Annotated in this window: 14 protein-coding genes; 13 read left to right on the top strand and 1 reads right to left on the bottom strand. The window is 68.9% G+C overall.

What is annotated here, in order from left to right; genetic code table 11:
* Window positions 1-105 precede the first annotated feature (105 nt).
* The 12 genes from murG (at window position 106) to GV790_RS22000 (ending at window position 13527) form a co-directional block, all read left to right on the top strand.
* A complete protein-coding gene (murG, locus tag GV790_RS22055; protein ID WP_256673454.1) occupies window positions 106-1152 on the top strand; it encodes an undecaprenyldiphospho-muramoylpentapeptide beta-N-acetylglucosaminyltransferase in 1047 nt (348 codons plus the stop codon).
* Window positions 1149-2654, top strand: a complete 1506-nt coding sequence (gene murC, locus GV790_RS22050) for a UDP-N-acetylmuramate--L-alanine ligase (RefSeq protein ID WP_163815592.1) — start codon at window positions 1149-1151, stop codon at window positions 2652-2654. Before murG ends, murC begins: the two co-directional genes overlap by 4 nt.
* A gap of 6 nt (window positions 2655-2660) precedes the next feature.
* Window positions 2661-3353 (top strand): cell division protein FtsQ/DivIB, encoded by a 693-nt coding sequence (locus GV790_RS22045; protein WP_163815590.1) that lies wholly within the window; start codon window positions 2661-2663, stop codon window positions 3351-3353.
* A gap of 364 nt (window positions 3354-3717) precedes the next feature.
* Window positions 3718-4959, top strand: coding sequence for a cell division protein FtsZ (ftsZ, locus tag GV790_RS22040; protein ID WP_163815587.1), 1242 nt, complete (start codon window positions 3718-3720; stop codon window positions 4957-4959).
* A gap of 57 nt (window positions 4960-5016) precedes the next feature.
* On the top strand, window positions 5017-5754 hold the full coding sequence (gene pgeF, locus GV790_RS22035; protein ID WP_163815585.1) for a peptidoglycan editing factor PgeF: 738 nt from the start codon (window positions 5017-5019) through the stop codon (window positions 5752-5754).
* On the top strand, window positions 5751-6497 hold the full coding sequence (locus tag GV790_RS22030; RefSeq protein ID WP_163815583.1) for a YggS family pyridoxal phosphate-dependent enzyme: 747 nt from the start codon (window positions 5751-5753) through the stop codon (window positions 6495-6497). The genes pgeF and GV790_RS22030 overlap by 4 nt, the downstream gene beginning before the upstream one ends.
* 253 nt (window positions 6498-6750) lie before the next feature.
* Window positions 6751-7515, top strand: coding sequence for a cell division protein SepF (locus GV790_RS22025; protein WP_163815581.1), 765 nt, complete (start codon window positions 6751-6753; stop codon window positions 7513-7515).
* 89 nt (window positions 7516-7604) lie between these two features.
* Window positions 7605-7907, top strand: coding sequence for a YggT family protein (locus tag GV790_RS22020; RefSeq protein ID WP_036535351.1), 303 nt, complete (start codon window positions 7605-7607; stop codon window positions 7905-7907).
* Between the two features lie 69 nt (window positions 7908-7976).
* Window positions 7977-8825: a DivIVA-like cell division protein Wag31 gene (wag31, locus tag GV790_RS22015; RefSeq protein ID WP_163815579.1), complete on the top strand. Its 849-nt coding sequence runs from the start codon at window positions 7977-7979 to the stop codon at window positions 8823-8825.
* Window positions 8826-8873: 48 nt separating this feature from the next.
* Window positions 8874-9074, top strand: coding sequence for a DUF2207 domain-containing protein (locus tag GV790_RS22010; RefSeq protein ID WP_163815577.1), 201 nt, complete (start codon window positions 8874-8876; stop codon window positions 9072-9074).
* A 330-nt stretch (window positions 9075-9404) separates the two neighbouring features.
* On the top strand, window positions 9405-12554 hold the full coding sequence (gene ileS, locus GV790_RS22005) for an isoleucine--tRNA ligase (protein WP_163815575.1): 3150 nt from the start codon (window positions 9405-9407) through the stop codon (window positions 12552-12554).
* A gap of 427 nt (window positions 12555-12981) precedes the next feature.
* Window positions 12982-13527, top strand: a complete 546-nt coding sequence (locus GV790_RS22000; protein WP_375139413.1) for a C40 family peptidase — start codon at window positions 12982-12984, stop codon at window positions 13525-13527.
* 1 nt (window position 13528) lies between these two features.
* Here the strand turns inward: GV790_RS22000 and GV790_RS21995 are convergent, their stop codons facing one another.
* A complete protein-coding gene (locus tag GV790_RS21995; RefSeq protein ID WP_036535374.1) occupies window positions 13529-14404 on the bottom strand; it encodes a UTP--glucose-1-phosphate uridylyltransferase in 876 nt (291 codons plus the stop codon).
* A gap of 456 nt (window positions 14405-14860) precedes the next feature.
* Here GV790_RS21995 and GV790_RS21990 point away from each other — a divergent pair.
* Window positions 14861-15770 (top strand): DNA polymerase IV (locus GV790_RS21990; protein ID WP_163815573.1); only part of this gene is annotated, 910 nt, incomplete at its 3' end.

Here is a 15770-nt window from a genome sequence, read left to right as displayed (position 1 = left end):
GAGAACACCGCGGTGAGCGGGGCGACCCGCACCTCGGACGCGCATGGGAAGGCACTCTCGGTGGTGGTCGCCGGCGGCGGCACCGCCGGCCATATCGAACCGGCCATGGCCGTGGCCGACGCCCTGCGCCGCCTCGACCCGTCGATCCGGGTGACCGCGCTCGGCACCGCCCGCGGCCTCGAGACGACGCTGGTGCCCGAGCGCGGCTATCCGCTGGAGCTGATCCCGCCGGTGCCGCTGCCCCGCAAACTCAGCGCCGATCTGCTGCGCCTGCCCGCCCGGGTGCGCGCGTCGGTGGCCGCCGCCCGCGCCGTCATCGACGCGGTCGACGCCGATGTGATCATCGGTTTCGGCGGCTACGTGGCCCTGCCCGCCTACCTGGCCGCCGGTCGCGGTGCCCTGCGGCGCAGGCGCGCGGTGCCGGTGGTGGTGCACGAGGCCAACGCCAAGGCCGGGATCGCGAACAAGGTCGGCGCGCGCGTCGCGGCCCGGGTGCTGGCCGCCGTGCCGGATTCCGGGCTGGCCGGCGCCGAGGTCATCGGCATCCCGGTGCGCGCGGCCATCACCACACTGGACCGCGCCGCGCTGCGCGCGCAGGCCCGCGCCCATTTCGGCCTGCCCGCCGAGGGCCCGGTGCTGCTGGTGTTCGGTGGATCCCAGGGCGCGCGCAGGCTCAACGAGGCGGTCTCGGGCGCGGCGAAGGAGCTGGCCGCCGCCGGTATCTCGGTGCTGCACGCGCACGGCCCGAAGAACACCCTGGAGTTGCCGCCGGGCACGCCGTCGGCGCCCTATGTGGCGGTGCCGTATCTTTCCCGGATGGATCTGGCCTACGCCGCCGCCGACGCGGTGGTCTGCCGCTCGGGCGCGATGACGGTCGCCGAGGTGTCCGCGGTCGGGCTGCCCGCGGTGTACGTGCCGCTGCCGCACGGCAACGGCGAGCAGGAGCTCAACGCCCGCCCCGTCGTCGCCGCGGGTGGTGGCACAATTGTGGCCGATTCCCAGCTGACGCCCTCCTACGTGATCGATGAGGTGATTGCCCTGCTCACGGACCCCGCACGGCTGACCGAGATGGGCCGCGCCGCCGCAGGCGCCGGACATCGCGACGCCGCGGACGAGGTTGCCCGCATCGCTGTCCGGGTGGCGGGCCGATGACCGGGGAAGCGAGCAGCCTCGACGCGCGGGCCGCCCTGCCGCCCCTGCTCGAACGGGTGCACATGGTCGGCATCGGCGGCGCGGGAATGTCCGGTATCGCCCGGATCCTGCTCTCCCGCGGTGGTGCGGTGTCCGGCTCCGATGCCAAGGAGAGCCGCGGTGTGCTCGCGTTGCGCGCCCGCGGCGCCCAGGTGCGCATCGGCCATGACGCCAGTGCGCTGGATCTGCTGCCCGGCGGCCCGACCGTGGTGGTGACCACCTACGCCGCGATCCCCAAGACCAATCCCGAACTGGTCGAGGCGAATCGGCGCGATATCCCGGTGCTGCTGCGCCCGGCCGTGCTGGCCTCGCTGATGAGCGGGCATCGCACGCTGCTGGTCTCGGGCACCCACGGCAAGACCTCCACCACCTCGATGCTGATCGTGGCGTTGCAGCACTGCGGGGTCGATCCGTCCTTCGCGGTGGGCGGTGAACTCAACGAGGCGGGCACCAACGCCCACCACGGCAGCGGTGACATCTTCGTCGCCGAGGCCGACGAGAGCGACGGTTCGCTGCTGCAATACGACCCCGACGTCGCCGTGGTCACCAATATCGAATCCGATCACCTGGATTACTTCGGCTCCGACGAGGCCTACACCCAGGTCTTCGACGATTTCGCCGACCGGCTCGCCCCCGGCGGCCTGCTGGTGGTGTGCCTGGACGATCCCGGTTCGCGCGCGCTGGCCGAGCGCGTCGGTGACCGGCTGGCCGAGAAGGGCGTGCGGGTGCTCGGCTACGGCTCCGGCGATCTCGCCGATGCCCCGGTACCGGTCGGAGTCCGGCTGCACAGCTGGGAACCGCGCGATGTGGGGGGCCTGGCGCAATTCCAGCTCGAGGGCGAGTCGACCCCGCGCACCCTGCGGCTGTCCGTGCCCGGCAGGCATATGGCGCTCAACGCGCTGGCCGCCCTGCTGGCCGCGCGTGCCACCGGCGCCGATCTCGACGAGATCATCCAGGGCCTGGAGGGCTTCGGCGGGGTGCACCGCCGGTTCCAGTTCGTCGGCCGGGAGAACGGCGTGCGGGTCTTCGACGATTACGCCCACCATCCCACCGAGGTGCGTGCGGTGCTCGGCGCCGCGGCGGCACTGGTCGAACAGGAAGCCGCCGATGGCGCGCGTTCGCGACGCGGCCGGGTGATCGTGGTGTTCCAGCCGCATCTCTACAGCCGCACCGCGACCTTCGCCAAGGAGTTCGGCGCCGCCCTCGACCTGGCCGACGAGGTGGTGGTGCTCGATGTCTACGGCGCCCGCGAGGAGCCGCTGCCCGGTGTCAACGGCGCGCTGGTGGCCCAGTCGGTCACCACACCGGTGCACTACCAACCCGATATGTCGCGGGTCGGACGGCAGGTGGCGGGTCTGGCACTGCCCGGCGACGTGGTCATCACCATGGGCGCGGGCGATGTCACCATGCTCGGCAGCCAGATCCTCGACGGCCTACGCGCGCGTCCGCAGTTCGGGCGGTGAGCGCGGGTGCGGTCCGGAGCCGAGCTGTTCGGTGCGCGTGGATGGCGCCGGATCCGGCTGTGGGGATTGCCCGCGGTGTGCCTGCTGATCACCGTGATCGTCGTGGCCTGGTTCACGCCGCTGCTGTCGGTGCGGACGGTGCAGATCCAGGGGCTGTCGGCGGTGCCGGAGGAGCAGGTGCGGGAGTTACTCGAGATTCCGGACGGCCAGTCGATGCTGCGGATCGATACCGCCGCCATGGCCGCACGGGTGGCGAGCATTCCGAAGGTGAGCACGGTACGGGTGCAGCGTTCGTTCCCGTCGACGGTGCGGGTGACGATCACCGAGCGCGCACCGGTGCTGTTCTATACCAGCGAACGCGGTGCGCATCTGCTCGATGCCGAGAGTGTCGAGTACGCGATCGAGCCGCCGCCGATCGGAGTGCCGGAATTGACCGCCGACCATCCCGGCAGCGCCGACCCGGGTACCCGCGCCGCGGTGGCGGTGGTCACCGCGCTGCCACCGGCGCTGAGAGTGCAGGTGGGCGAGGTTGCGGTGCGGTCGATTTCGGATATTTCGCTGCGGCTGCGCGATGGCCGGACAGTATTGTGGGGCGGGGCCGACGATGCCGAACGCAAGGTGGCGGTGGTCGGCCCGCTGCTGACCCGCCCCGGCACGGTCTTCGACGTGTCGAGCCCCGATCTGGTGACGGTAAAATGATCGAAGTCCATCGAACTCGGCGTGATACCCCTTGTGTCCGGCGAGTTTTCGGTGGCGGTCCGGGAGGCGTCCCCGCAACGGGATTCCCGCCGGGGGGCAACCGACCACGATACGACGTCCGGCGTGTCCGCACGAGCGGGATCACACAAGATTCTGATTCTCGTCTCGGCGCGCCTGCGCGCGGATCGCGTCGGCTGCGAATAGCGTTCGGCACCAGTCGGATACTTGACATAACGCCAACCCTATGGTTGAGGTTTAGGGTTTGCTCGAGTCGCGGACCGCTGGGAGACACGGCCCGGCCGACGCGGATCGGTGCCGAGCATCCGGAAACGACAGGCTTTGGATCGAAGGAAGGCGAGAGCCCATGACGCCCCCGCACAACTACCTTGCAGTGATCAAGGTCGTCGGTATCGGCGGCGGCGGCGTGAACGCCGTCAACCGGATGATCGAACAGGGACTCAAGGGAGTCGAGTTCATCGCGGTCAACACCGACGCCCAGGCGCTGCTGATGAGTGATGCCGACGTCAAACTCGACGTCGGTCGCGAACTCACCCGCGGCCTCGGAGCCGGCGCCGATCCCGAAGTCGGCCGCAAGGCCGCAGAGGATCACAAGGACGAGATCGAAGAGGTGCTCAAGGGCGCCGACATGGTCTTCGTCACCGCAGGCGAGGGCGGTGGCACCGGTACCGGTGGCGCCCCCGTCGTCGCCAGCATCGCGCGCAAGCTCGGTGCGCTCACCATCGGTGTGGTCACCCGCCCGTTCTCCTTCGAGGGCAAGCGGCGCGGCAACCAGGCCGAGGTCGGCATCAATATGCTGCGCGAATCCTGCGACACGCTGATCGTCATCCCGAACGACCGGCTGCTGCAGCTCGGCGACGCGGCGGTGAGCCTGATGGACGCCTTCCGCTCCGCCGACGAGGTGCTGCTCAACGGTGTCCAGGGCATCACCGACCTGATCACCACTCCCGGCCTGATCAACGTCGACTTCGCCGACGTCAAGAGCGTCATGTCCGGTGCGGGCAGCGCGCTGATGGGCATCGGCTCCTCGCGGGGCGAGGGCAGATCGGTGAAGGCGGCCGAGGCGGCGATCAACTCGCCGCTGCTGGAGGCCTCGATGGACGGTGCGCACGGCGTGCTGCTGTCGATCGCCGGCGGCTCGGATCTGGGTCTGTTCGAGATCAACGAGGCGGCCTCGCTGGTGCAGGAGGCCGCGCACATCGAGGCCAACATCATCTTCGGTACCGTCATCGACGATTCGCTCGGCGACGAAGTGCGCGTCACCGTCATCGCGGCGGGCTTCGACGGCGGCGGACCGGCCAGACGCACCTTCGACCCGGCCACCACCCGCGGCACCATCGGCGCGGGCCGGGCCGGCGAGATCGGCCAGAGCCGCAGCACCGAGTCGAGCGCGCGTCCGGCGGAGAGCCCGGCCGCCGCCACCTCCAGCAGCGTGAGCAGGGGACCGGCGCCGAGCTACCGCGACGAGCGGCCCCGTCCGGCAGCCGATCCCATCGCAGGCCACACCGGCCGTTCGCACACCCCGCCGCCGGACACCGGCGACGATGACGACGACGATGTCGACGTCCCGTCGTTCATGCGACGCTGATCACCCGCGCACCCGCGCTGACCGGCGGATAGGCGAGAGCCGACTACGCTCGTCGGCATGACATCGGTTTCGGTTCGCACAGTCCGGCGCGTGGTCACGACGCGCGCCGGAGGCTACTCCGCCGCACCGTACGACTCGTTCAATCTCGGCGACCATGTCGGTGACGATCCGCAGGCCGTGCGCCGCAACCGCGAGCGGCTCGCCGAGACCATCGGCCTGCCGCCGCAGCGGCTGGTCTGGATGGAACAGATCCACGGCCGCAACGTCGAGATCGTCGACGGGCCGCGCACCGAACCGGTACCGGCCACCGATGCGCTGGTGACCACCGTCGGCGGCCTGGCCTTGGTGGTCGTCACCGCCGACTGTGTGCCGATCCTGCTCTCCGATGACGAAGCCGGGGTGATCGCCGCGGTGCACGCGGGCCGGATCGGCGCCCGCATCGGCATCGTGCCCCGCGTCCTGGATGCCATGGTCTCGGTCGGCGCTCGCATCGACCGCATCGGCGCCTTCCTCGGGCCCGCCGCCAGCGGGCGGCAGTACGAGGTGCCCGCCGAGATGCGCGCCGATGTGGAACGGCATCTGCCCGGCAGCGCCACCACCACCGAACGCGGCACACCCGGCCTGGATCTGCGGGCCGGGCTGCGCCGTCAGCTCACCACCGCGGGCGTCGGCGCCGTCGCCGTCGATCCGCGTTGCACGATCGAGGACAAGACGTTGTTCAGCCACCGCCGCGGCGCACCGACCGGCCGGCTCGGCGGAGTCATCTGGATGGAGGAAGGGGAGCCGCAGGCGTGAGTCCGACGAGCACCGCTCAGACCCTCGACCGCCGCACCACCGAACTGGCCGCCAATCTGGCCGCGCTGCTCGACCGCATCGACGCCGCCTGCGCGGCCGCCGGCCGCGACCCGGGCAGTGTCCGCCTGCTGCCGGTGACGAAATTCTTTCCCGCCGCGGACGTGGAAATCCTTTATAGCCTCGGCCGCAGGGAGTTCGGTGAATCACGCGAGCAGGAAGCCAGCGCGAAAGTGTCCGAACTCACCCGGCACCCGGATATCCAGTGGCACATGATCGGGCGGCTGCAACGCAACAAGGCCAAATCGGTCGCCCGCTGGGCGCATACGGTGCATTCGGTGGACAGCGAACGATTGGCAACGGCCCTTGACGTCGCGGCCGCCGCGGCGCTCGAGGTGGGTGAGCGCGGCGCACCGCTGAACGTGCTCATCCAGGTGAGCCTGGACGAGGATCCTGGTCGCGGCGGTGTCGCGCCGGATGCCGTTGCGGCACTGGCGGATCGGATCGCCGAGGCGCCCGCGCTGCGGCTGTCGGGCCTGATGGCGATACCTCCGCTGGAGGTGGAGCCGGCCGCCGCCTTCGCGCGGCTGGCGGCTGTACACGCCGAGCTGACCGCCGCTCATCCCGGCGCGTCGGAATTGTCGGCCGGAATGTCGGGAGATCTGGAATCGGCGATCGAACACGGGAGCACGTGTGTGCGTGTCGGTACCGCTCTCATGGGCGCCCGACCGATAACCTCGGCGTAGCAAAGAAACCTCATCAGTCACATTCGACACATATGCTGGGACCGACGAGGGGCTGAGCAAGACTTCAACACCCGGCCGTCACCGGGGCCGAAGGAAGGTCGACCAGGATGAGCGAGCGAAGTGAGCGAGCGATACACACCGCCACCATCGTGGTCACGGCGGAGTCGGGTGTCGGCAAGGGGGAGGAAATGAGCGAGCGTGGGACCAGGGCCGTCGTGGCCATGCCCGAGGCGAGCGTTAGCGAGGTGGAACGATGAGTACCCTGCACAAATTCAAGGCCTACTTCGGCATGGTTCCGCTCGAGGATTACGAAGACGACTACGTCGACGATCGTGGCCCTCGCCCGATGGACGAACGCGGCACGCGCCGGCCTCGCGACTACGCCGACCGTCCCGGCTACGGCGCCGACCGGTACGCCGACGACCGCTACGACGACGCCGAGTTCGACGAGCCGGCCTACAAGTCGCCGTACCAGGCCGGCTACCCGCCCGCCCGGCGCGACGATTACACCGCCGAGAGCTACGGCGAGGACCGTTACGAGGCGCCGCGCCGCCCCACGCGCATCGACGCCGCGGCTTCGGGCCGGTTCCGGGCCGGCGCCGGCGCGCCGATCATGCGTGGCACCACCCGTGGTGCGCTCGCCGTCGATCCCGAGGCCGAGGAACGGCGACTGGAAGAGCGGATGCGTCCCGATCCCGTCGTCGCCCGCCGTCCCGCGATCTTCGAGGACGGAGGTCCCTTGTCCAAGATCACGACGCTGCGCCCGCGCGATTACAGCGAGGCCCGGATCATCGGCGAGCGGTTCCGCGAGGGCAACCCGGTGATCATGGACCTGGTGGATCTCAGCAATGCCGACGCGAAACGGCTGGTCGACTTCGCCGCGGGCCTGGCCTTCGCGCTGCGCGGCTCCTTCGACAAGGTGGCCACCAAGGTGTTCCTGCTCTCACCTGCCGATGTCGACGTATCGGCCGAGGAACGCCGCCGGATCGCCGAAACAGGCTTCTACAACCAGAAATAGCATCATGAACCGGGGGGAGAGCCGGATGCGGGTCGAACTGGTCGGCGCGGCCATTTTGCGCGACGCCGATTTTGCGGCAGAGTGAGGTCGTGGCCTTGTTCGCGGTGCTGTACTTCGTGCTGTTCATCTTCTGGCTGTTGCTGATCAGCCGGGTGATCGTCGAGTTCATCCGTAGCTTCGCCCGTGACTGGCGCCCCAGTGGCATCGTGGTCGTCATCCTCGAGGTGATCTTCACGATCACCGATCCTCCGGTGAAACTCCTGAGGCGGTTGATACCACCGGTGTCATTGGGGGGAATTCGGCTCGATCTGTCGATAATGGTCCTGCTATTCATCGTCTTCATCCTGATGTCGATCGTGAGCAGGCTCGGGCAGCCGGTAGCCCCGGTGTGACAGAATGGGCCGAGGACACAGCTCGCCAGATCTGCTAGATCTCCAAAAGACGCGTGAAGGGATCCTTCCATGCCGCTGACCCCAGCCGATGTGCACAACGTCGCGTTCAGCAAACCGCCGATCGGGAAGCGCGGCTACAACGAAGACGAAGTAGACGCCTTCCTGGATCTCGTGGAGCAGGAGCTTTCGCGCCTGATCGAGGAGAACGCAGACCTGCGCCAGCGGGTTGCCGAGCTCGATTCCGAGCTGGCCGATGCGAAGAAGAACCGCGGCAATGCGGCCGTCGCCACCGCGAAACAGCCGGTCCAGCAGGCACCTCCGCCCGAACCGGTGAAACCACCGGTGCCCGCGGCGCCGCCGGCGCCGATTGCCGCGCCCGCGCCCGCCGCCAAGGATCCCGCGGGCGCCGACTCCAATCTGCAGGCCGCCAAGGTGCTCAGCCTCGCCCAGGAGATGGCCGATCGCCTCACCAGCGATGCCAAGTCCGAAGCTGAGAATTTGCTGTCGAATGCCCGGGCGAATTCCGAGCGACTCGTCGGCGATGCCCGCACCCGGTCCGAGGCGATGATCGCCGACGCCCGCCAGAAGTCGGAAGCGATGCTGTCGGACGCGCAGACCCGTTCGGACAACCAGCTGCGCCAGGCCAAGGAAAAGGCCGACGCCCTGCAGGCCGACGCCGAGCGCAAGCACACCGAGATCATGGCGACCATCACCCAGCAGCGCACGGTGCTGGAAAGCCGGATCGAGCAGCTCAAGACCTTCGAACGCGAGTACCGCGTGCGGCTGAAGTCCTACCTGGAATCGCAGCTCGAAGAGCTGGAGAACCGCGGGTCCGCGGTGCCCGTCGACGGCGGCGAGGCCTTCGACACCGGTTCGAACAACCTCGCGCCCGCGTCGTTCGCCAAGGGTGGCAAATAGTCACACCTCAGACGCAGTCGGGCCGCCTGGCATCCCCTGGGGGTCACCATGCTCGTCTTGACGCTTGTCCTCGCCGCTATCGGCTTCGCCCTACTGGTCGCAGCGCTGACCACCGGCTCGGTCGTCTGGGCGTGGGGCTGCATCGTGGTGTGCGTGATCGGAGCTGTGTTGTTGCTGGTGAGCGCGTTGTCGATGGGCAAACCCGAAGGTGACGACCGGCCCCCGCAGGGCAGGCATGCCAAGCGCTGAGCGTTTGCCGGTTCGCGTGGCCGTCGCGGCGGCGTGGCCGTCGAAATACTGGTTTGACCGAACTGGTTAGAATCAAACATGAATACGGCGTCGATCCGGCCATCACCGGGGAGCCTTCGGAAGAACGGTGTGTTCGCCCAGCTAGGGCCGCCGCACACTCATTAGAACCGAACGGGTGAGCCCGTCACAGCTCAGGACGAGAGGTCCGGCGCCGGTGGGGGCGCCTGGACAAGCGGGGTGGTACCGCGGTTTCGGCGCACCGGGCGCCGGAGTCGTCCCCGTGCCGAGGAGAGTGCGCTACGGCGCACGGGCACGAGGAGACGCACCGCGATGGCGGACGAGAATTCCAGTAGCAGCGCATATCCCCGCGTCGACCTCGGCGCCGGGCCGGGCGCGTCGTTCCCCGACCTGGAACGCGCCGTACTCGACGCCTGGGCTGCCGACGACACCTTCCGCGCCAGCATCGAAAACCGCTCGCAGGCAGGCACTTCGGGCGAAGGCGAGTTCGTCTTCTACGATGGCCCGCCGTTTGCCAACGGTCTGCCACATTACGGTCATTTGCTCACCGGATATGTGAAGGATCTGATCCCGCGTTTCCAGACGATGCGCGGTAAGCGCGTCGATCGGCGATTCGGCTGGGACTGTCATGGACTTCCCGCGGAAATCGAGGCGGAAAAGCAGCTCGGTATCACGGACAAATCACAGATCGATGCGATGGGGCTCGCGGAATTCAATGCCGCGTGTAAAACGTCGGTCCTTCGGTATACCGGGGAATGGCGCGACTATGTCACCCGGCAGGCGCGCTGGGTCGACTTCGACAACGACTACAAGACCCTCGATCTCGACTTCATGGAGTCGGTCATGTGGGCGTTCAAGTCGCTCTACGACAAGGGCCTGATCTATCAGGGTTTCCGGGTGCTGCCCTACAGCTGGTACGAGCAGACCCCGCTGTCGAATCAGGAGACCCGCCTCGACGACGCCTACAAGATGCGTCAGGACCCGGCGGTCACCGTGGACATGGTGCTGACGGTGCCCGCCGAGCATCCGCTGCACGAACTCGACGGCGCCAATGCCCTGATCTGGACCACCACCCCGTGGACGCTGCCGTCCAACCTCGCGATCGCGGTGCATCCCGATGTGCGCTACGTGCATCTGCGTGGCGCCGACGGCAAGCGCTATGTGCTCGCCGCCGAACGGGTGTCGCACTACGCGCGTGAGTTCGGCGAGGAGCCCGAGGTGCTCGCCGAATACGACGGCGCCGCACTGGTCGGGCTGACGTATCGGCCGCCGTTCGACTTCTTCCTCGGCCACCCCAACGCCCACCGGGTGCTGTCGGCCGACTACGTCACCACCGACTCCGGTACCGGCGTCGTGCACCTGGCGCCCGCGTTCGGTGAAGAGGACATGGATGTCGCCACGGCCAACGGCATCACGATCGTGCAGCCGCTGGACCCTGGCGGCAAGTTCACCTCGATGGTGCCGCCGTACGAGGGCCTGATGGTCTTCGACGCCAATCCGGTGATCATCAAGGACCTCAAGGCCGCCGGAAAGCTGCTGCGGCACGAGACCATCGAGCACTCCTACCCGCACAGCTGGCGCTCGGGCCAGCCGCTGATCTACATGGCGGTGCCGTCGTGGTTCGTGGCGGTGACCCGGTTCCGTGACCGGATGGTCGAGCTGAACAAGCAGATCACCTGGGTGCCCGAGCACATCCGCGACGGCCAGTTCGGCAAGTGGCTCGAGGGCGCGCGGGACTGGAACATCAGCCGTAACCGCTACTGGGGCAGCCCGATCCCGGTGTGGGTCTCCGATGATCCGGCCTACCCGCGGGTGGACGTCTACGGCTCGCTCGATGAGCTCGAACGTGATTTCGGTGTGCGCCCGACCGATCTGCACCGTCCGATGATCGACGAGCTCACCCGCCCGAACCCGGACGATCCGACCGGAAAGTCCACCATGCGGCGGGTGCCGGAGGTGCTCGACTGCTGGTTCGAGTCGGGTTCGATGCCCTATGCCCAGGTGCACTACCCGTTCGAGAACAAGGACTGGTTCGACAGCCACTTCCCGGGCGATTTCATCGTCGAGTACAACGGCCAGACCCGCGGCTGGTTCTACACCCTGCACGTGCTGGCCACCGCGCTGTTCGACAGCCCGGCGTTCAAAACCGTTGCCGCGCACGGCATCGTGCTGGGCGACGACGGGCTGAAGATGAGCAAGTCCAAGGGCAACTACCCGGACGTGAAGGAGGTGTTCGACCGCGACGGCTCCGATGCGATGCGCTGGTTCCTGATGAGCTCGCCGATCCTGCGCGGCGGCAACCTCATCGTCACCGAGCGCGGCATCCGCGAGGGCGTGAGCCACGCACTGCGCCCGCTGTGGAACGCGTGGACCTTCTTGCAGCTCTACGCCTCGAAACCGGGTGTGTGGCGCACGGATTCGGCGCATGTGCTCGACCGCTACATCCTGGCCAAGCTCGCGGTGACCAGGGACGCGATCACCGAGGCGCTCGAGGTCTACGACATCGCCGGCGCCTGCGATGAACTGCGCACCTTCGCCGACGCGCTGACCAACTGGTATGTGCGCCGGTCGCGTTCGCGATTCTGGGAAGAGGAGCGCGACGCCGTCGACACCCTGCACACCGTGCTGGAGGTGACCACCCGGCTGGCCGCTCCGCTGCTGCCGCTGATCACCGAGGTGATCTGGCGCGGGCTCACCGGCGGGCGTTCGGTGCATCTGACCGATTGGCCGGCCGCCGAGGAGCTGCCGCACGATCCCGAGCTGGTCGCCGCGATGGACGAGGCGCGCACGGTGTGCTCGACGGTGCTGAGCCTGCGCAAGGCGCAGAACCTGCGGGTGCGGCTGCCGCTGGCCGAGGTGACCATCGCCGCGGCCGACGCCGAGCGGCTGGTGCCCTACGCCGACATCATCGCCGACGAGGTGAACGTCAAGAAGGTGGATCTCACCACCGATGTCGCCTCGCACGGCCGGTTCGAGCTGGTCGTCAATGCCCGTGCGGCCGGCCCGCGCCTCGGCAAGGACGTGCAGACGGTGATCAAGGCGGTCAAGGCCGGCGAGTGGTCGGAGAGTGCCGACGGCGTGGTGAGCGCGGCCGGTATCGAGCTGCTGCCCGAGGAGTACACCCAACGGCTGGTGGCGGCCGAGCCGGAGTCCACCGCGGCCCTGCCGGGCAATGCCGGTCTGGTCGTGCTGAACTCGGTGGTCACCGAGGAGTTGGAGGCCGAGGGCTGGGCTCGCGACCTCATCCGCGATCTCCAGGAGACCCGTAAGTCGCTCGGCCTCGACGTCTCCGACCGGATCACCGTGGTGCTCGAGGTGCCCGAGGACCGGCAGGCGTGGGCGCAAACCCATCGGGATCTGATCGCCGGCGAAATCCTGGCTACCGAGCTGACGTTCGGTGCGGCGGGTGCCGAGGCGGCCGAGTTGGTCGGCGGTGCCCGCGCCACGGTGGCGAAGGCGTGAGTGCGGCCGGTGTGGGCGGCGGGATCGGATCGCCGCCCACACCGGTTCGTTCGGGGGCCGGTCCGTGCTGCGGATCGTCGTCCGCGCTGGCCAGAGGTGCAGGGGCGAGTGTGCTCGGCCGGTAGCTCGGCGCCGTCGAATCTCGGTCGTGCCGGATGCGGGTCGGTTCCTCCGGTCCTGCCGGGCGGTGTGGCCCCTCGTCCTCTCCGCGTTCGTGCGCTTCGCCACGACCTGAATTGTGATGTAAATCACACACCGGGGATTAGCTGAATCCGCGGTGCTCGCATTTACGGCGCGGCACAATCGGGCTGTTGCTGCTGGGGCTGAAGTTCCTGCCGGTGCCGCAGTGACTATCGGTACGGATTGTTCTACCTGATACGCGTCCCGGTGGACGGCTCGTCGGCCGGGCCGACCGAAGGGCGAGCACGTGACGAGAACCCCACTGCGCCGGACCATCACCGGCTTCTGCTTCGCCGCCCTCGCGGCAATCACTCTGGCCACCCCCGCCGTCGCCGCACCCGACACCGGCAGCTCGTCCGGTAGCGGAGACTCGGGATCGTCCTCGGGTTCCGGATCCGGTTCCGGCTCGGGAAGTTCCAGCGGTTCGGCCGCGCTGCCGCTGCCGAGCCCCGCCGGGCTCGGCGCGCTGGCCGCCGCCATCACCCAGGCCGGCAAACCCTACGAATGGGGCAGTGAGGGGCCGCATTCGTGGGACTGCTCGGCGCTGGTCCAGTGGGCCTACGCGCAGGTCGGGGTGCGGCTGCCGCGCACGACCTGGGAACAGGCCGAGGTGGGTGCCGAGGTCCCGCGCTATGCCCTTTCGCCCGGCGATGTGGTGATCCTCAATGCCGACGCCTCACACGTCGGCATCTACGCCGGGTTCGGGCAGATCTTCAACGCCTACGGCCGCGGCGTCCCGGTCGGGCTCGCGCCGTTGAACCAGTTCGAGATCTACTCGATCCGGCGGTTCTGACTCAGTCGATCAGCTGGCGCAGCCGCGGGCCGTAATCCGGGTGGGCCAGCGCCGTGGCGAACTGGGCGACCAGGTAGTCGGCCGGATTACCGGTGTCGTACCAGCGGCCCTTGATGACCTGGCCGTACACCGCGTGCCCGGAGGCGAAGGCATTGATGGCATCGGTGAGATAGACCTCGCCGGTGCGGTGGGTGTACCAGCGTTCGGTCTGCTTGCGCAGCTCCTCGATGATGCCGGGCGTCACCACGTAGCCACCGATCGCCGCGTACGCCGACGGGGCGTCCTCGGGCTTCGGCTTCTCCATCAGCCCCGAGATGCGCAGCAACCCGTTGTCGAGATCCTCGTGCACCATCGGCACGCCGTAGCGCTGGGACTCGTTCGGATCCATCGGCATCAGCGCCAGCACCGGGCAGCCGGTGGTCTCGTAGGCGGTGATCAGCTGCTGGGCGCGCGGGGTCTCGGCGACGAAGACGTCATCGGGCCACAGCACCAGCATCGGCTCGTCGCCCAGGGCGCGGGCGGCATTGAGCACCGGGGTGCCGTTGCCGTAGGGGCCGTGCTGGTCCAGGTAGGTGATGTGGCCTGCCCGCGACAGCTCGCCGACCTCTTCGACGGCATCGGCGTAGGCGGTCTTCCCGTCCGCGCGCAGCTGCGCCACCAGCGCCGGATTGGGGCGGAAGTGGTCCTGGATCAGCGATTTACCGCCGCTGACCACGATGGTGATATCGGTGATGCCGGAGGCGACCAGTTCGCGCACGGTGTGCTCGATCACCGGCTTGTCGCCGACCGGAAGCATCTCCTTGGGGATCGCCTTGGTCAGCGGCAGCAGGCGGGAACCGATACCGGCGGCGGGAATCACAGCCTTGCGGATCATCATGGACCGATCATCACATATCCGGCGCCGCGCCGAGTCCGATCCCCGGGCCGGATCGGCGGTTCACCGGTGCCGGGGCCCGGTTGATCATGGCAGGTCAGCGCCGTTGCGGCGGTAGCTGGGCCGGGGAGGAATCCGCAGGCAAACCGGCAGCGACGAGCAGGCATCCGGGCCGCGCCGGGCCCGGTGGTGCGCGACTGCGCCGAACCTGTCGGTGCGCACGCGTAAGTTCCTGCCCATGTGCGCCAGTCCTGGGACCGTCACCGCGTATGGCGTTCTTCTTCGAGCGGGGAGCGGCGCAGCAGCCCGGTGTCGGCCGCTGGATTCCGGGGCGGTGCACGCAGACCGTGGTGCGTCCGAAACCCGCACCGGTGCCGATGACCGGTCGACCCGGGCGCGCTCATGATCGGAATGCCCGGGACAGCTGCCGGACCGTCTCAGCCAACGCCCGGCGACCCGATGGTGAGCCCGCAGCATCCGGCCCACGCTGCCGATCCGGCCGCCGTCACTTCCCGCCGCTGGGTACTGCACATCGACATGGACGCCTTCTTCGCCTCTTGTGAACAACTGACCAGGCCGACCCTGCGCGGCAGGCCGGTGCTCGTCGGCGGCACCGGCGGTCGCGGCGTGGTCGCCGGCGCCAGCTACGAGGCCAGGGTGTACGGGGCGCGCTCGGCGATGCCGATGCATCAGGCGCGGCGGCTGGTCGGGGTGACGGCGGTGGTCGTGCCGCCGCGCGGCGCCGTCTACGGCGTGATGAGCGGGCGGGTGTTCGACGCGCTGCGCAGCCGCATCCCGGTGCTCGAGACGTTGTCGTTCGACGAAGCGTTCGGCGAACCCGCCGAACTGGCCGGCGCATCCGTTGCTCAGGTGCACGAATTCTGCGCCGAGCTGCGGGCGCTGGTGCGCGAACGCACCGGGCTGGTCGCCTCGGTGGGCGCCGGTACCGGCAAACAGCTCGCCAAGATCGCCTCCGGCCTGGCCAAACCCGATGGCATCCGGGTGGTTTCGCCCGCCGAACAACAGCAGCTGCTCGCCGCCCTGCCGGTGCGCAAACTCTGGGGGATCGGCCCGGTGGCCGATGCGAAACTGCGCTCGCTCGGCATCGAGACCGTCGGCGCGTTCGCGGCGCTACCGGAGGCGGAGGCGGTGTCGATCCTCGGCAGCAGTGTCGGCGCGGCGCTGCACCGCTTGGCGCGCGGCATCGACGACCGGCCGGTCACCGAGCGGGCCGAGGCCAAACAGATCAGCGCCGAGACCACGTTCGAACACGACATCGTCACCCTGGATCGATTGCGTCCGGCCATCGACGACATGGCCGCATCCGCGCATCGCCGCCTGGCCCGCGACGGCCGCGCCGCCCGCACCG

It is taken from the genome of Nocardia cyriacigeorgica, assembly GCF_010858045.1.
In the GTDB taxonomy this organism is placed as follows: Bacteria; Actinomycetota; Actinomycetes; order Mycobacteriales; family Mycobacteriaceae; genus Nocardia; species Nocardia cyriacigeorgica_E.
Note: the sequence above shows the minus strand (reverse complement) of the source record. Positions and strands in the feature narration are given on the sequence as shown.